This window comes from Amycolatopsis stemonae, assembly GCF_054781455.1.
In genome coordinates, this window is record NZ_BAAGUJ010000001.1 from 458,508 (window position 1) to 474,355 (window position 15,848).

At 71.1% G+C, this 15,848-nt stretch carries 14 protein-coding genes and 1 tRNA gene; 3 read left to right on the plus strand and 12 right to left on the minus strand.

Translation table 11 applies throughout. The annotated features are described in order from the left end of the window. Positions 1 to 78 precede the first annotated feature (78 nt). The 4 genes from ACYVLJ_RS02310 to ACYVLJ_RS02325 all read right to left on the minus strand — a co-directional run bounded on the left by ACYVLJ_RS02310 (position 79) and on the right by ACYVLJ_RS02325 (position 3,970). Entirely contained in the window at positions 79 to 906 is an 828-nt protein-coding gene (locus ACYVLJ_RS02310; protein WP_460437580.1) for a dioxygenase family protein, read from the minus strand. 78 nt (positions 907 to 984) lie between these two features. Next, entirely contained in the window at positions 985 to 1,866 is an 882-nt protein-coding gene (locus ACYVLJ_RS02315; protein WP_451968312.1) for a helix-turn-helix transcriptional regulator, read from the minus strand. A gap of 128 nt (positions 1,867 to 1,994) precedes the next feature. Beyond that, the gene (locus ACYVLJ_RS02320; protein ID WP_451968314.1) at positions 1,995 to 3,122 is read right to left on the minus strand and encodes a thioester domain-containing protein; all 1,128 of its coding nucleotides are present in this window, start codon (positions 3,120 to 3,122) and stop codon (positions 1,995 to 1,997) included. Between the two features lie 221 nt (positions 3,123 to 3,343). Next, a complete protein-coding gene (locus ACYVLJ_RS02325; protein WP_451968316.1) occupies positions 3,344 to 3,970 on the minus strand; it encodes a TetR/AcrR family transcriptional regulator in 627 nt (208 codons plus the stop codon). A 58-nt stretch (positions 3,971 to 4,028) separates the two neighbouring features. Between ACYVLJ_RS02325 and ACYVLJ_RS02330 the strand changes: the two genes are divergently transcribed. Then, on the plus strand, positions 4,029 to 5,237 hold the full coding sequence (locus ACYVLJ_RS02330) for a cytochrome P450 (RefSeq protein ID WP_451968318.1): 1,209 nt from the start codon (positions 4,029 to 4,031) through the stop codon (positions 5,235 to 5,237). Positions 5,238 to 5,264: 27 nt separating this feature from the next. On the opposite strand, the gene ACYVLJ_RS02335 is transcribed toward ACYVLJ_RS02330, so the two are convergent. Then, on the minus strand, positions 5,265 to 6,035 hold the full coding sequence (locus tag ACYVLJ_RS02335; protein ID WP_460437581.1) for a DinB family protein: 771 nt from the start codon (positions 6,033 to 6,035) through the stop codon (positions 5,265 to 5,267). Between the two features lie 537 nt (positions 6,036 to 6,572). Between ACYVLJ_RS02335 and ACYVLJ_RS02340 the strand changes: the two genes are divergently transcribed. Further along, positions 6,573 to 7,016 (plus strand): hypothetical protein, encoded by a 444-nt coding sequence (locus ACYVLJ_RS02340; protein ID WP_460437582.1) that lies wholly within the window; start codon positions 6,573 to 6,575, stop codon positions 7,014 to 7,016. Between the two features lie 73 nt (positions 7,017 to 7,089). Here ACYVLJ_RS02340 and ACYVLJ_RS02345 read toward each other — a convergent pair. From ACYVLJ_RS02345 to ACYVLJ_RS02365, 5 genes are all read right to left on the minus strand, one after another. After that, positions 7,090 to 7,166 (minus strand) — tRNA-Leu (locus tag ACYVLJ_RS02345). A gap of 24 nt (positions 7,167 to 7,190) precedes the next feature. Then, entirely contained in the window at positions 7,191 to 8,528 is a 1,338-nt protein-coding gene (locus ACYVLJ_RS02350) for a ricin-type beta-trefoil lectin domain protein (RefSeq protein WP_460437583.1), read from the minus strand. A 201-nt stretch (positions 8,529 to 8,729) separates the two neighbouring features. Next, positions 8,730 to 10,064 (minus strand): NAD(P)/FAD-dependent oxidoreductase, encoded by a 1,335-nt coding sequence (locus tag ACYVLJ_RS02355; RefSeq protein ID WP_451968328.1) that lies wholly within the window; start codon positions 10,062 to 10,064, stop codon positions 8,730 to 8,732. An 84-nt stretch (positions 10,065 to 10,148) separates the two neighbouring features. Continuing rightward, entirely contained in the window at positions 10,149 to 10,832 is a 684-nt protein-coding gene (locus ACYVLJ_RS02360) for a uracil-DNA glycosylase (protein WP_460437584.1), read from the minus strand. Then, a complete protein-coding gene (locus ACYVLJ_RS02365) occupies positions 10,829 to 11,488 on the minus strand; it encodes an endonuclease V (RefSeq protein ID WP_460437585.1) in 660 nt (219 codons plus the stop codon). The genes ACYVLJ_RS02360 and ACYVLJ_RS02365 overlap by 4 nt, the downstream gene beginning before the upstream one ends. Positions 11,489 to 11,519: 31 nt before the next feature. Here ACYVLJ_RS02365 and ACYVLJ_RS02370 point away from each other — a divergent pair, with 31 nt between their 5' ends. Then, the gene (locus ACYVLJ_RS02370; RefSeq protein WP_451968334.1) at positions 11,520 to 13,013 is read left to right on the plus strand and encodes a S10 family peptidase; all 1,494 of its coding nucleotides are present in this window, start codon (positions 11,520 to 11,522) and stop codon (positions 13,011 to 13,013) included. 67 nt (positions 13,014 to 13,080) lie between these two features. Here ACYVLJ_RS02370 and ACYVLJ_RS02375 read toward each other — a convergent pair whose 3' ends face one another. Next, the gene (locus tag ACYVLJ_RS02375) at positions 13,081 to 13,914 is read right to left on the minus strand and encodes a hypothetical protein (protein ID WP_460437586.1); all 834 of its coding nucleotides are present in this window, start codon (positions 13,912 to 13,914) and stop codon (positions 13,081 to 13,083) included. Positions 13,915 to 14,048: 134 nt separating this feature from the next. Further along, positions 14,049 to 15,755, minus strand: a complete 1,707-nt coding sequence (locus ACYVLJ_RS02380; protein WP_451969821.1) for a S8 family serine peptidase — start codon at positions 15,753 to 15,755, stop codon at positions 14,049 to 14,051. Positions 15,756 to 15,848 lie beyond the last annotated feature (93 nt).

Below are 15,848 nucleotides of genomic sequence, written 5' to 3' on the forward strand. Positions count from 1 at the left end.
GTCGTCGCCTATCGTGCGGAAGCCGGGCGGGTCCCGGCGCCCGGGCCCGGACCCGCCCGTTCCTCCCTCCTCAGGGGGTCACTCGGCCCGCCACAGCGCGGGGACGGCCGGGGGTTCCCAGCCCGCCTGGGCCGTGTGCCCCTGCAGGCAGACGTAGCTCTTGCCGCCGTAGGTGACCCGGGCGCCGGCCGCGTACGTGGTGCCCGCCGCCCAGGTGGTGCCCCCGGGCGGGGTGGACGTCGGGGGCGTCGAAGTCGGAGGCGTGGACGTCGGCGGGGTCTGCGGGACGTTCAGCACGAAGTCGAAGGCCGCCTCCTTCGCCGGGCCGTTGTCCCGCACGGTCATCAGCAGCCGCGCGTCGAAGAGCGAGTCGGTGTTGTTGCGCGGCTCGTTCGGGAAGTAGAGCTGTGTGGTCAGGATCGGCCGACCCGGGGCCTGGACCTTGACGTGGATGTGCCGGGTCCGGCCGGGGTAGAGCCCGGGCACGATCGTCGTCAGCGTGAAGGCGCCTTGGGCGTTCGTGTACTGGTGGCCGCGGAAGGCGAAGCCGGCGCTGTCGTACGCGCCGTTGACGTCGGCCTGCCAGAAGTCCAGGAGCGCGCGGGTCACCGGCTGGCAGGCGAGCCCGAAGACGTAACCGGTCACGGTGAGGCGCGTGCCCGGCGTGCCGGGCGTGGTGAGGTCGGTGCGCTCGGGCGAGTCGGGTTTGAAGTAGGGACCCTCGATCTGGTCGGGCGTCGGGTCGTCGCCGTCGTGGCAGGACGGCGTCAGGTCCGGGGCCTGGCCGCCCGCGGCCGTGGTCCGGGCGAGCGCCGGGCCGCCGATCAGCGCGACCGGCGCGGCGACGCCCGCGGCCAGCGCGGCGCGCAGCACCGTCTTGCGGGTGAGCTTGCTGTCTTCGTCCATGCCTGCTCCTCGTGGGGGCGTCGGGAATCCCCTCGAACGTAGGCAGCGCACCGGGTGGGCGGCGATGGACTGGACCGGTCAGTCGTGGTGATTCTCCCCGGCGCGCCGGAAGTCGCCGGGGCTCAGCCCGGTCTCCCGGCGGAAGAACCGGCAGAAGTAGGCGGGGTCGGCGAACCCCACGCGGCTCGCGACCTGCCGCACGGTGAGGTCCGTGCGGAGCAGGAACCGCTGGGCCTCCCGGGTCCGCGCCTCGCGCAGCAGCTGCGCGGCGGTGCGCCCGGTCGCGGCCTTCACCGCCTCGGTGAGGTGGTCCGGGGTGACGCCCAGGCGTGCGGCGTGCGCGGTCACCGACCACAGCCCGAGGTCGGCGCGGCCGGCCAGCCGGGCGAACTCCGCCGCGACGGCCCCGGCGGGCGCGGGCGGCGGCGCTCCCAGCAGCCGTCCGGCCCGCGCGACGAGGACGTGCACGAGCGCCCGCAGCACCGACTCCTCGCCGTGGCGGTGCTCCTCGACGAGGTCCGCGATCAGCCGCGTGACGCCGGCGTCGGCGGACGCGTCGAGCTCGAGCCACGGCCGTTCGCTCAAGCGCCGCAGCTGTTCGCGGTCGCCGGGGTGGTCGAGGAGGAACTCGTCGGTGAACACGACGACGTGCCCGGTGAGGCCGCGCACCCCCGCCCACTGGTGCACCTGCCCGGGCGCGATGACGCCGAAGTGCGGCGGCCGCAGCGGCCGGCGCGTCAGGTCGACGACGTGCGCGCCGGTGCCGCCGGTGACGTGGACGAGCTCGTGGAAGGTGTGCCGGTGCGGGAACTCCGCGCGTGACAGGGGCCCGATCTCGTCGAACGTGCCGACCGCGAACGGCGGCGCGTGCGGGGCGGGCACCTCCAGCCGGTGCATCGGCAGCTCCCCGGCCCGCGGTGGCGGGCAGGGCGTCCCGGGCGGAACAGTGGTACCGCGCATGGCCGAAAAGTCTAGACCAATTAACGCGTGGTTCGCCGCTTTTGCCCCGTTGGCCCCACGACGATGGTCGGGTGCGAAAACGGGGCCGGTCCACAGTGGACCGGCCCCGTTCGCGGGTGCAGCGTCGCTTACGCGCGGCTGCGGCGCCGGTTCAGCAGCAGCACCAGCGCGCCGCCGCCGAGCAGCAGGCCGCCGATGGTGAACGGAACCGCGGCGTCGACACCGGTGTTGGCGAGCTCGCCGCCACCGCCGGTCGAGCCGGCCGGGGTGCTCGGCGCGGTGGTGCTCGGGGCCGTGCCGGCCTCGGTCCACTTCGCGGCCGCCTTGGCGGTCACCGCGGTCTTCTCCGAGTCGGCGACGATCAGCGACTGCGCCGGCTGCTTGTCGTAGTCCTCGGCGACGAACAGGCGGCCGGTGTCGAGCTGGCCGCTGACCTTGAGCGAGAACGAGCCGTTGCCCGGCTTGGCGTCCTTCGGGACGTCGACGAACAGCTTGCTGCCGTCCTTGACGTCGGTGGCCTTCAGCTCCTTGCCGTCGGCGTCGGTGATCTTGACGCCCTCGGGCAGCTCGCTGGTGAGCGAGGTGACCGAGCCGGTGGTCGCGACGTCGAACGGGCCGATCCGGGTGCCGGCGGCGCCTTCGGTCTTCTGGGCGGCGATGTTCAGCGTCGGCTTCGGCTGCGCGCTGATACCGGTGTTGTCCTTGCCGGTCAGGTAGTCGTACAGCGCGGCGACGTCCGCGCCGGCGGCCTTGTCGCCGTCGCCGAGCGGGTTGCCGTGGTCGAGGTTCTTGCCGTCGCTGTAGTGCCACACGGCGGCCTGCGTCGCGGCGATGGCTTCGCGGTCGCTCAGCTTGACGCCGCCCGCCTTGGCGCCGAGCGCGTCGAGGCCGACACCCGGGTAGCCGTGGTGCAGCACCCAGTTGATCTTGTCGCGGTTGTCGTTGAACGGCGACTTCGCGTCCGGGTACTTGTTCCACGGGCGCTCGACCATGTCGACGTCGTTGCGCATGCGGACGGTGATCTGCACGCAGTAGAGCTTGAGGGCGCTGCCGTCGGACAGCTTGAACCCGAACAGCTCGGTGGCCGCGTGACCGCCGCCTTCGAGGTTGACCGAGTAGCCGTAGGTGCCGTGGTCGCTGACGCGGCCGCGCGCGGCGCCGTCGTCCGCGAGCGCCGAAGGGGCACCGATCATGACCGCGGCGGCCGCGGCGACGACCGCGATCCCGCCCCGCACGAGAGTGGACCTGACCTGCATAAATCTCCTATCCGAGCCCGAACCACGACGTTGGGGTCGCGTGGGACTGCCAATCCCCGACCACACGACCGCCGATTCGGGTGAGTGATCACCCGGTCAAGCGAGACCGGAGCTTACACGGAGCCCACACGTGCTACACAGGGTGTCCCTGTTATCTCGAATGGGTGAGAAACCTGCCTAAAACGGTCAGCGGAAAAAGCGCAGGTCGCGATTAAATCGGTTCAAGATTCAAGCACTTCGGCGGGCCCGGAACGGAGCCCCGCCGCCATCCGGCCGATGACCCCCGCGTACTCCGCCTTCAGGCGGGGTTTGTCCACATCGGACGCCTCGGCCAGCGCCATCCCGGCCGTGCCGACCATGCCGAACACCAGCCGCGTCGTCGTCTCCAGCGGCTGCTCGTCGATGTCGCCGCCGTCGACGAGGGCCTTGATCAGCTGCTCGACGAGGCCGTAGGCGTACTGCTCCTCGGCCGCCTGCCAGCGCACCCAGCCGAGCGCGAGCGGCGCTTCCTGCCAGACGAGCTTGCCGTAGACGGGGTCGCAGCAGCGGTCGAGGAACGCGTCGAGGGCCGAGAACGCCGCCGACCACGGGTCCGCCGCCCGGGCCGCCGCGTTCGCGGACAGTTCCATCGCGTCCGTCTCGAGCTGCTGGAAGACGGCTTCGAACAACGCCTTCTTGCTGGCGAAGTGGTGGTAGATCGCGCCGCGCGTGGCCTGGATGTCGGCGGCGATGTCTTCGAGGGCCGTGCCGGCGAAGCCGTTCTCGGCGAACCGGCGGGTGGCCGCCGCCAGCAACGCGGCGCGGGTGGCCTCGGAGTACTGCTCCCGCCGGCTCTTGACCGTCGACATGCGCACAGCATAGGACATACACTGCGTATGTCACAGACGTCGTGTAGGTGGGGTACCCATGACCGTGTCCGAGGAACTGCTGTTCAACCCGTTCGCGCCCGGCTTCTTCGAAAACCCGTACGAGCAGTACAAGATGCTGCGCGACGAAGACCCGGTGCAGGACCACCCGCTGGGGTTCTGGTTCGTCTCGCGCTACGAGGACGTGTCGGCGCTCCTTCGCGCCGGGTTGTCCGTGGACGTCACCAACCTGGCGGAGTCCCCGTTCGAGTTCTCCGGCGTCGACGAGGACGCGGGCGCGCTCAACCGCTCGATGCTCGACCGCGACCCGCCCGACCACACGCGGCTGCGTTCGCTGGTGACGAAGGTGTTCACCCGCCGCGCGATCGCCGCGCTGGAGCCGAAGATCGCCGGGCTCGTCGACGAAGCACTGGACCGGATGGCCGACAAGGGCGAGTCCGACCTCGTCGAGGAACTGGCGTTCCCGCTGCCGTTCGCGGTGATCTCGGAGATGCTCGGCATGCCGCCGACCGACCACTCGCGGGTCCGCGAACTGAGCGGCACCCTGGTGCGCTCGCTGGAGATCGTCGCCGACGAGGAGACGGCCCGCGCCATCATGGCGGCGGACGCCGAGCTGACGGCGATCACCCGCGAAGTGATCGCGTGGAAGCGCGACCACCCGGCGGACGACCTGCTGACGGCGTTGATCCAGGCGGAGCACGACGGCCAGGTCCTGGACGGCGACGAGCTGGTGGCCCAGGTGGTCCTGCTGTACGTGGCCGGCCACGAGACGACCGTCAACCTGATCGCGAACGGCGTGAACGCGTTGCTGCGCAACCCTTCGCAGCTGTCGCTGCTTCGCGAGCGGCCCGACCTGGCGGCGAACGCGGTGGAGGAGTTCCTGCGGCACGACTCCCCCGTGCAGCAGACCCGCCGCGTCACGACGTCCCCGCACACGGTGGCGGGCAAGGAGATCCCGGCGGGCACGTTCGTCCTGGCCTGCCTCGGCTCGGCCAACCGCGACGAGCGGTTCTTCGGCCCCGACGCGGCGGAACTGCGCCTGGACCGCCCCGAAGCGCGTCACCAGGTTTCGTTCGGCGCGGGCCCGCACCACTGCCTGGGCGCGGCGTTGGCCCGGCTGGAAGGCCAGGTCGCGGTCGGCCGGCTCGTGCAGCGGTTCCCCGACCTGGGGTTCGCCGGGGAGCTGACGTGGAACGGCCGGATCAACCTCCGCGGGCCGGCGAAGTTCCCGGTCACCGTGCGCGCCTGAGGCGCTCCCGCCATTGCGGCTCAGATGTCATCGGCGCGGTTCAGGCACACCTGCTTCAAGCACCGCGAGGTCACGCACCGCATAACGGTGGTGCTCGGCCTCCTCCTTCAGCACCACCTTGAGGCACCGACGCACGAGGTACTCCTGATCGGGATACATCTCGGCCGGCTTGCGACCGCACACCCGGTCAAGCTCGTCGACGGTCAGCCCGCCGACGAACCGCCGCATCGCGGCCATCCGGGCGAGCCTCGGCGCAAGCACGTCCTCCAGCGCCGGAGTGGCGTCAAGGGTGAGGCCGAGTTTCGCGGCCTCCTCCGGCGGCGTCCCTCCGGCCGGGAAGCCGAGCGGGTGGTAGGGCGCGTCCTCCTCGAGCACGGCGCTTCCGAACCAGGCGTCGCAGGCGAACAGAAGATGCCGCTGCGTCTCGACGAAGGACCACTCGCCGTCGACCCGCTCGTGCAGTTCGGCCTCGGGCAGCCGCCGCGCCCGCTCGAGCGTCGCGCTCCACATGGCTTCGACCGCGCCCCAAGCAGCGCGGTAGTCCTCGGGAGAAGAGGCATCCCGCGCCAGCGCCCGCGCGGGCTCCCGGGCGTCGAGCTCAGCCTCGACATAGGCGGTCACGTCGACGTCATTGACGACAACGCGCCCGAAGTCACCACCGAGGTAGACATCGCTGCCGTAGCAGTCGACGATCTTCAGGCCGTCCACCTCGCAATCGCGGATCTCGAGGCCGGCGAGGTCGCACAGGTGGACACGAGCACCGCGGAACTGGTCGCTCTGGACGTATTCGGTAGCCATCCCAGCAGTCTCACGTATCTGCCTCGTCCGCGCGGCGTTTTGCCGCAACCCGTCCTCACTTGCGGCGCCCGTCAAAGCCCTCCCGGCGGCATGCCACTCACGGGGGTGATCTGCGTTGACTCACAAGGACGAATTACAACGCGGGGCGTGATCTCAGCTGCGCGGTCTGAACCGGATCAGCCGAGTGACCGGGCCGAACACGCTTCCTAGCGTGGAATCGTGGCAGCTCACCGGCGACTTCCCCGTAACCAATACCTCTGTGCGACGTGCGGACAGCCCCATATTTACGGGTCCCAGCGGGGACGCGAATGCGGGCAAACTCCGAGCCGGCCCGCCCGCTCCGGAAGGTCCAGCTCCGGCCGCGCGCCGGTGCACCGCCCAAGCTGGACCACACCGTCGTCAGCGCAGAACGCGACACCTCGAGTACCCACACCGCCCGCTCGGACGCCCCGGCCACAACGCGCGGCCACCCCCGAACCGGACCGGAGAAGCGAACGCCGCCAGCGCGCCAAGGAGTCGCTGAGCCGGGATCCGTCGGTGATCACCGGTGATGCGGTGGCGTTCGTCTTCGACGAGAACGGTTTCTACGTCCGGCTGGCGAACCGCGTGCTCGAGAAGTCGCGCTGGCGCATGCCGATCCGTCGACGCAACCATGGTCTCTGCATCTGTCTCGACGACTCGGCGAAGAGTCTGGACCCCGGCACGTACGCCAAGCTCACCCAGCTGCCGGTTCGAGCGGGCCTGCTTCGTCTGGGCTTCCCGCCGGTCCTCGCCGAAGTTCTGAGCGCCACGACGGCGTTCGGCGTCAAGCAGATCCTCGGCGCGCTGCCCCAAGCCCAGCTCGCCAAGACCCTTCGGGTCATGATCCCGCTGGTCTGCCCCGACCTGGACGTCTGCCCAGCGCGCGTCGAGGTCTTGAAAACCTACGCCGCCCCAGCCCTGGGCGCGGAGCTGAAGACGCTCGTTGCCGGGCTGCGTTGATCGATCGCCGCGCCTGGCCCTCGATGACCAGCGTGCCGGTCAGACGGGGCCGATCAGGCGATGATGGTCTGCGTGGTGCCCCCGACGGGACTCGAACCCGCACTGAATCGATTTTAAGTCGACTGCCTCTGCCGGTTGGGCTACGGGGGCACCGCACACTCTAGGTTATGGACCTCAGTGCAGCGTCCACGACTGGTTCGCGCTGCCCGTGCACGTCCAGATCTGCAAGGGGGTTCCGTCCGCCGAACTGGGGCCCGTTGCGTCCAGGCACTTGCCTGATGCCGGGTTCACCAGCTGGTTCGACGACGAGTGCGTCCACTGCTGGGCGCCCGTTCCGTTGCAGTCGTACAGCTGGACCTTCGTGCCGTTCGCCGTGCCGGCCGCCGTCACGTCCAGGCACTTGCCCAGCGCTTGCAGCGTGCCCGATGTCGATGTCCACTGCTGGGCGTTCGTCCCGTTGCAGGTGTACAGGTCGATCGTCGTGCCGTTCGCCGGTGACGCGCCCGCTACGTCGACGCACTTGCCGCCGTAGCCCGTGATCGTGCCGGCGCCCGAGGGCGGGGGCGTTGTCGTGCCGCCGCCGGTGATCGCGTTGAAGATGCGTGAGTACGCGTAGCCCGTTGCGCGGTCGTAGTCCTGGAGCTCCCAGAACGACAGCTCCGCGACGCCGTTCTGGGCGGCGAACGTCTCCAGCTGCTGGGCGTCCGACTGGCTGAACTGGGCGCCGTCGTCGTTGCGGCCGGCGATCGGGGTCAGGCCCATCATCGCGTACGCCGCCGACGTCGAGATCCCGTACAGGCTCGCCAGCTGCGACGCCGAGGCGCGCGCCGCCGAGAGGGCGTCGCCCAGGACCGGCTGGCCGTCGTAGAAGTCCATCACCATCAGGTTGACCACGCTCACCTTGACGCCCTTGTTCTTGGCGTCGCGCAACAGGTCCTGCTCGTTCGACGGGATGCCCGTCGGGTCGACCGCCAGCGTGTAGTCCACCTGGACCGCCGGGTTCTGCTGCTGCAGCGCGGCCAGCGCGGAGTTGCGGCGCTGGTTGGACGCCGTGTCGTTCAGGACGCCGCCCTCGATGTCGAAGTCGAGGCGGGGCGTGCCGTACGTGGTGACGACGTTCGCGTACGCCGCCGTCAGGCTCGACGTGTTCGTGCAGGTCTGGGCCAGCTCACCGCCTTCGGCGCCGCCGAACGACGGGATGACGTTGCCGCCCGCCACCTGCAGCGAGCTGATCTGGGACCTGAACGAGCCGACGCCGGTGCCGTTCGCCTCCCACACCGGCGTGCAGCCGGACTGCGGGGTCAGGAACGCCAGCGTGTAGAACTTCGTGCCGGTGGCGCTCAGGTCGGCGGCCAGCTGGCCGGCGTCGGCGTCGCTGATCTGCAGGTACGGCGCCGCGTAGTGGGCGGGGAACGCGGCGCCCGCCGCGGCGGCGGTCGAGGGGGTCGTGGCGAGGACGGCGGCACTCACGAACGCGGGCAAAGCCGCTGCGAGGGCACGGGAAATGCGCATGGGAGCTCCCGGAGGGGACTGTGGGGAGGAGCGGGGGCGGACTTATTCCGCGTTGTGAAGAAAGGGTTTACCCGCTCATCGGCCCAGTTGTCCAGACCATGTCGCTCACCGGCACACAGCCGGTCATCCGCCGCCAAAACGCCCCAACAGCAGCAAAAAGCCCCCGGCCGAAACCGGCCGGGGGCGTTCAGCGAACGGAGGTCAGGACTTCGAGACGCGCGCGAACTCGTCCTTCGGGTTGTTGATCTGGCCCAGCGAAATGACCTCACGCCGGAACAGGCCGCCCAGGATCCAGTCGAACAGGATGCGGATCTTGCGGTTCCAGGTCGGCATCGCCTTGAGGTGGTAGGCGCGGTGGAACAGCCAGGCCGGGAAGCCCTTGATCTTCAGGTTCAGCGCGTCGGCGACGCCCTTGTGCAGGCCGAGGCTGGCGACCGCGCCGAGGTTCTTGTGGTAGTAGTCCTTCGGCTTGCCGCCGCGGATCACCTTGATGATGTTCTTCGCCAGCAGCGTCGCCTGGCGGACCGCGTGCTGGGCGTTCGGCGGGCACGTCGCCGTCGGGTCCTCTTCGGTGCGCGAGAGGTCCGGGATCGCCGCGTTGTCGCCCGCGGTCCACACGTCCGGGTGGCCGACGACCTGCATCGCCGCCGTCGCCTCGACGCGGCCGCGCTTGTCGAGCGGGAGGTCCGAGTCGGCGAGCACCGGGTTGGCCTTCACGCCGGCGGTCCAGATCAGCGTGTCGGTGTCGAACTCCGTGCCGTCCGAGAGCACGACGTGGCCGTTCTCGAACGACTTCGCCGCGGTCGAGAGGTACACCTCGATGCCGCGCTTCTCCAGCTGCTCGACCGTGTACACGCCGAGGGTCTCGCGGACCTCGGGCAGGATGCGCCCGGCGGCCTCGACGAGCACCCAGCGGACGTCGGAAGGCTGGATGTTCGGGTAGTAGTTCTCCACCGCGAAGCGGGTCATGTCCTCGAGCTCGGCCAGCGCCTCGATGCCGGCGAACCCGCCGCCGACGACGGTGAACGTCAGCAGGCGCTTGCGCAGCTCGGGGTCGAGCGTGCTGGCCGCCTCGTCGAGCTTCGTCATGATGTGGTTGCGGAGGTAGATCGCCTCGCCGATGGTCTTGAAGGCGATGCCCTGCTCGACCAGGCCCGGGATCGGCAGGATGCGCGCGACGGCGCCGAGCGCGACGACGAGGACGTCGTAGCCGAGCTGCTCGATGTGGCCGTCGGCCGCCTCGACCGTGACGGACTTCTTCTCGTTCTCGATCTTGGTGACGCGCGCGGTCAGCACGTGGCAGCGCTTGAGAACGCGCCGCAGCGGCACGACCACGTGCCGGGGCTCGATCGCGCCGGCCGCGGCCTCCGGGAGGAACGGCGCGTAGGTCATGTGGGGCTGCGGGTCAACGACGGTCACGGAGGCCTCGTTGGCCCGGAGCATCTTCTGGAGGCCGTACGCCGTGTAGAGCCCGACGTACCCACCACCGAGGACGAGGATCCGAGTCGGTTCCGACTTCGACTTCGCAGCAGCCATGTCCTCATGGTGACACCTTCGCGGGCGGCTCGCTCGGGGACCCCATCCGGCTGTGACCAGCGTCGCGGCCGTTTCCGTAACGATTCAGTCCGACGCTGTCACCGAGGTCGCCGCCCGGAACACCCCGGCCACCATGGCGTGGGTCACGCGGCGAGTCTGGACATTGCGCGGCGACACGTGATAACAGCCGAAAAGGCGCAGGTCGTCCAGTTCCACGACCGCTCCGTGCGCGAAGGCCGGGCGCGGCTGCGGCACCGGCCAGCCGGCCGCGGCGAGCACGGGCAGTAACGCCTGCCAGCCGAACGCCCCGAGCACCACGATCGCGCGCAGTGTCGGACGTAACAGTGTCAGCTCTTCGGCGAGCCACGGGCGGCAGGTGTCGCGCTCGGCCGGCGTCGGCTTGTTGTCCGGCGGCGCGCACCGCACCGGTGAGACGAGCCGGGTGCCGTACAGCTCGAGGCCGTCGCCGAGCCGCTCCGACGTCGGCTGCGACGCGAGCCCGACCTCGTGCAGGACGCGGAAGAGGAAGTCGCCGGACGGGTCGCCGGTGAACATCCGGCCGGTGCGGTTCGCGCCGTGCGCCGAGGGCGCCAGGCCGACGACCGCGAGCGACGCGTCCGGCGGGCCGAAGCCCGGCACCGGCCGCGCCCAGTACTCCTCGCCGCGGAACGCCGCCTTCGTGCCCACGACGCCTTCGCGCCAGGTCACCAGCCGCGGGCAGGCGCGGCACCCGGCCACGGCGGCGTCCAGCTCGGCCAGTGACCTCATCGCAGCGCCGCCCGGCACAGCCGGTCGGCCCGGCGCGTCGTCTCGGGGAGGCGGTAGCGCGGGGTCAGCGCCAGGGTCAGCCGGCACGCGTGCGCCAGGCCGATCCGGTGCCCGGCCGAGACGTACACCGGCTTGACGCCGTCCTGGGTCCGCAGCACCGAGCCGACGACCTCGCCCGCGTCGACCAGCGGCGCCGACGAGCCGCGCGCCGCCCCCGGGGCGTCGTGCGTGCCGACGAACCGGGTCTTGCCGACGCCGAACGCGCGCAGCCCGGTGAGCACCCCGAGGTGGCAAGCCAGGCCGAAGCGGCGCGGGTGGGCGAGGCCGTGGCCGTCGCAGACCAGGACGTCCGGCTCGCGGTCCAGGCGCTCGAGCGCGGCCAGCAGCGGCGGCAGCTCGCGGAAGGCGAACAGGCCGGGTTCGTACGGGAAGACGGCCCTCGCGCGGTGCGTCCGCTCCTCGACGACCGTCAGCCCGGCCGTCTCGAGCGTGACGGCCGCCGCGGCGATCACGCCGTCCTCGTCGTAGGCGACGTCGAGGCCGGTCACCGTCGGCGGCAGCTCGGGGCCGTCGTCGGTCAGGTCCACCCGGCCGCGCAGGCGCTCCTGCACGGCGAGCGCCTGCTCCGCCGTCGCCGGCCAGTCCCCGGTGTGCACCAAGTCACCCTGCCACAACTAGGTTGGGGCCATGGCGGACACGACCCCCGAAGAGGCCCCCGAGAAGAAGGCCGAGGACACCACCGAGGTCCCGGCCGAGCCGACCGACGACATCGTCACGACCCAGCACACCATCACCGTGAAGCGCAAGAAGCTCGCGTACACGGCGAAGGCGGGCCGGATCGTGCTCCGCAAGGAGGTCGTCAAGGACGGCAAGTCGGAGGGCTTCAAGGCGAAGGCGGAGGTGTTCGTCACCTCCTACACCCTCGACGACGCCGACCCGGGCTCGCGGCCGGTGACGTTCGCCTTCAACGGCGGCCCCGGCTCGTCGAGCATCTGGCTGCACATGGGCCTGCTGGGCCCGCGCCGGGTGCTCTCGGGCGACGTCGACGACCTGGTGCCGCCGCCGTACGGGCTGGCCGACAACCCCGAGACGCTGCTCGCGCACAGCGACCTGGTGTTCATCGACCCGGTGTCCACCGGCTACTCGCGCGCGGCCGAGGGCGGCGAGACGAAGGACTTCCACGGCTTCAAGGGCGACATCGAGTCGGTCGGCGAGGTCATCCGGCTGTGGGTGTCGCGGCACGAGCGCTGGCTGTCGCCGAAGTTCCTGGCCGGCGAGTCGTACGGCACGCTGCGCGCCGCCGGGCTGGCCGCGCACCTGCAGGAGCGGCACGGGCTGTACCTCAACGGCCTGCTGCTGATCTCGTCGGTGCTCGACCTCGGCACGCTGCGGTTCACCGAGGGCAACGACCTGCCGTACTCGCTGTACGTGCCGACGTACGCGGCGATCGCGCACTACCACGGCCTGCACGGCGAGCGCCCGCTCGACGACGTCCTCGCCGACGCCGAGGACTTCGCGGCCAAGGAGCTGCCGTGGGCCCTCTCGCGCGGCGCGCGGCTGTCCACTCAGGACCGGGCGGACGCGGTGGCCACGCTGGCGTCGCTGACCGGGCTCACCGAGTCCTATGTGGACCGGGTGAACCTGCGGATCGAGCACGTCCGGTTCTTCACCGAGCTGCTGCGCGACCGCGGCCTGACGGTCGGCCGGATGGACGGCCGGTTCACGACGTGGGAGCCGGACGGCGGCCGCGAGCACATGAGCGACGACCCGTCGATCTCCCGTGTGGTCGGCGCGTACGCGGCGGCGTTCAACCACTACGTGCGGGCCGAGCTCGGGTACGAGAACGACCTGCCCTACGAGATCATCCACGAGGACACGTTCAAGGCGTGGTCGTACTCGGACTTCGAGGGCCGCTCGGTGTCGGTGGTGGACTCGGTGAGCGCCGCGATGCGCGCGAACCCGCACCTGCAGGTCCACGTGGCGTTCGGCCACTACGACGGCGCGACGGCGTACTTCGCGGCCGAGCACGTGCTGGCCCACCTGCAGATCCCCGAGGAGCTGCGCGACAACATCGACACGGCGTACTACCCGGCGGGGCACATGATGTACGTCCACGAGCCGACCCGGGTGCAGCAGTCGAAGGACCTGGCGAAGTTCGTCAAGAAGGCGTCGAACCGCTGAGGTCCGCCGGTCCCCGGGGGTCAGGCCGGCGCCCGGGGACCGGTGACGTGCGTTCGACGGCGGTCGGTCACCGGCCGTAGCAGCCCGGCGGCAGGCGCCGGTAGCGGCGGCGGACCAGCAGCCAGCCGGTCAGCTGCAGGACACCGACCGTCACGAGGTAGGCCAGCGCCAGCCCGCCGAGCCAGCCGGGCGTCGCCCAGTCGACCACGAAGACCGGCATCGCCAAGAACGCGTACAGGAAGCTCGGCGCGAACCGGTACGCGTCCTCCGCCCGCAGCACCTCGTCGACCCGCAGGGACGCGGCGTCCTCCGCGATGACCGGGCCGCGCAGCACCCGGCCGAGCACGAGCGCGGTCGCGCCGGCCCCGGCCGCCAACGCGACCGTGTGCACCCCGGCCTCCACCGACGGCGAGTACCAGTGCTTCCAGGTGAACTGCGGCTCGGTGACGAACGCCGCCGCGCACAGCACCGCGCCGCCGGCGAACGTGAGGGCCGTCGAGACGAGGTACCACCAGCCGACCTGCGTCACGGCCGTCCGCAGCGGGAGCGGTGCGCCGCCGGCCAGGCTCTCGGCGAGCCGTTCCCGGCGCTGCGCCGTCCGCCAGCGCAGCACCTGGTAGGCCGCGAAGATCACGGCGTAGGCGGCGGTCCGCCCGGGCAGTTCCACCGTGGTGAACGCGATTCCGGCGAACAACCACACGAACGCCACGCCGAGCGTGTAGGCGGGGATCCCCCGCCCCGCGGCACCGCGGCCGCCGATGCGCAGGGCCAGCAGCCGGGTCGGCAGCCACACGCTCACCCCGCGCCGGGCCAGCCACATCCGCGCGCGGCCCACCTCGAGCACCGTCGGCTCGCCCGGCAGCCTCGGATCCACCGGCAACGCCGGTTCACGCACCACCACCGGAACCTCCCCCTGTGCCCGGTACCACGCCGACCGCCCCGGGAAGGTTGTCTCCCGGCGCGGGCTTCGGAGAGCCTTCCCCCACCACGGAAAAACGGCCCACCCCCGCACGGAGGTGGGCCGTTCCGCGAACACTACTTCAGGTACTGCGCCCCGTGGGTCACCGCCGAGTAGGCGTCGACCGCGCCGTGGCCGTAGAAGCCGTTGAACGACGCGTCGCCGGTGCACGTTGCCGTGAACGTCGCGTCGCGGCCTTCCTTCAGGTAGTCCACCGTGCGCGGGACCGGGCAGGCGATCTTCGACGCCGTGCCCTCCAGCACGCGCTGGACCGCGTCGGGCGAGAGGCCGAAGTCGCCGTGCGACGGCTTGCCGTACTGCGAAACGATCAGCGCCGCCACGCCGGTCGCGTGCGGGGTCGCCATCGACGTGCCCTGCAGCCACTGGTAGTAGCCGACGCGGCCGTCGGGCGCCGTCGCCTTCTGGATGCCCGCCGTCGTGCCCGCCGCGGTGATGTTCCCGTCGGCGTCGATGTTCCCGGCCGCCACCCCCACGTTCTTCGGGTACGTCGAAAGGATCTCGTTCTGCAGCGTGCGGAACCACGGAGTGCCGAAGCCGTCGCGGAAGTAGCCGCCCGGCGCGGAAACCGAGATCTGCTCGGTGCCGTAGTTCGAGTAGTCCGCCTTCGCCTGCGACGGCCCGAACGCGCTCACGCCGATCGTGTGCGGGCCCTCGACCGGCAGGTTCAGGCAGGTCGCGTTGTCGACGGTACGCGGGTGCGTGCTGGAGCTCGGGTAGTCCGGGCTGGTGGTGTCCGGCTGCGGGGCGCCCAGGTCGGTGTGCTGGTTCCCCAGCGCGACGACCGAGGTGACCCCCTTGCGGTAGGCGTAGTTCAGCGCGCGGGTCGTGGCCTCGATGATCGTGCGCTGCTCGGCCTGCTCGGCGGCCGAGTCCGCCGGGTTGGCGGTGCAGTTGTACAGCCACGGGTCGGTGTAGAAGGACATGTTGACCACGTCGATGCCCGCGTCGCCGGCGTAGGTCAGCGCGTCCACGGTCGGCTGCAGGAAGAAGAACCCGGAGTCCTGGCCGGCGCGGACGTTCACCAGCGTCACGTTCGGCGCGACGCCGGAGACACCGAAGTCGTTCAACGCGGCGCCGATGGTGCCCGCCACGTGCGTCCCGTGGCCGTTGTCGTCGTGGTCGACCGGGTCCACGCAGCCGCGGAACTCGCAGGGCCCGTCGACGACGGTGCCGTTGACGTCGGTGGGGATGTCCTTGGTGAAGTTGCGCGAGTCGGCGTAGTCGAAGTTCGGGGCGATGTCGGGGTGCGTGCCGTCGACGCCGGTGTCGATGATGCCGACCTTGACGCGCTTGTCGCCGCGCTGCACCGTGTGCGCGAGGTCGGCGCGGACGGCCTGCTGCCCCCAGAGCTGGCTGTCTAGCGGGTCGGTCTTGATCGGCTGGGGCTTCTTCGCGGCGGCCTTCGGAGCCGCGGCGGCGGTGCCCTGGCCCTCCTTCTCGACGGCGTCCGGCTTGGTCTTCGGGGCGCCGTCCTTGGGCGCCTTGCCGATCACGCGTTCCTTCGCGGCGCCGAACACGGCCCGGTTCGCGTTGACGCGCTCGGCGAAGCCGGTGGCCGGGGCGCTGGCCTTGATCAGGCCGACGGCGGTGTTCGTCTCCAGCACGGTGCCGCCCGCGGCCTTGATGGCCTGCTGGGTGGCGCCGATGCTCTGGACGTCCTTGGCGAGCACGGTGAACTCGGTCGCCGGGCCGGACAGGGCGGGCTGCGCCGACGCGACCGGGACCGCGACGGCCGAGATCGCCCCGAACAGCGGGACGGCCATGGCCGCGGCGAGAAGCCTGGGTCTCTTCACGATTCTCCTCCTCGGGAAAGCGGTTCCTGCACCGTATAGATCGGACATTGCACTTACAACGGC

What these genes read in the sequence shown, in the direction of transcription:
- ACYVLJ_RS02315 (WP_451968312.1), bottom strand. Translation starts at nt 1,866, where the DNA reads ATGCGCGGTACCACTGTTCCGCCCGGGACGCCCTGCCCGCCACCGCGG.
- ACYVLJ_RS02335 (WP_460437581.1), bottom strand. Translation starts at nt 6,035, where the DNA reads ATGGCTACCGAATACGTCCAGAGCGACCAGTTCCGCGGTGCTCGTGTC.
- ACYVLJ_RS02370 (WP_451968334.1), top strand. Translation starts at nt 11,520, where the DNA reads ATGGCGGACACGACCCCCGAAGAGGCCCCCGAGAAGAAGGCCGAGGAC.
- ACYVLJ_RS02360 (WP_460437584.1), bottom strand. Translation starts at nt 10,832, where the DNA reads ATGAGGTCACTGGCCGAGCTGGACGCCGCCGTGGCCGGGTGCCGCGCC.
- ACYVLJ_RS02310 (WP_460437580.1), bottom strand. Translation starts at nt 906, where the DNA reads ATGGACGAAGACAGCAAGCTCACCCGCAAGACGGTGCTGCGCGCCGCG.
- ACYVLJ_RS02350 (WP_460437583.1), bottom strand. Translation starts at nt 8,528, where the DNA reads ATGCGCATTTCCCGTGCCCTCGCAGCGGCTTTGCCCGCGTTCGTGAGT.
- ACYVLJ_RS02355 (WP_451968328.1), bottom strand. Translation starts at nt 10,064, where the DNA reads ATGGCTGCTGCGAAGTCGAAGTCGGAACCGACTCGGATCCTCGTCCTC.
- ACYVLJ_RS02330 (WP_451968318.1), top strand. Translation starts at nt 4,029, where the DNA reads ATGACCGTGTCCGAGGAACTGCTGTTCAACCCGTTCGCGCCCGGCTTC.
- ACYVLJ_RS02380 (WP_451969821.1), bottom strand. Translation starts at nt 15,755, where the DNA reads ATGGCCGTCCCGCTGTTCGGGGCGATCTCGGCCGTCGCGGTCCCGGTC.
- ACYVLJ_RS02320 (WP_451968314.1), bottom strand. Translation starts at nt 3,122, where the DNA reads ATGCAGGTCAGGTCCACTCTCGTGCGGGGCGGGATCGCGGTCGTCGCC.
- ACYVLJ_RS02325 (WP_451968316.1), bottom strand. Translation starts at nt 3,970, where the DNA reads ATGTCGACGGTCAAGAGCCGGCGGGAGCAGTACTCCGAGGCCACCCGC.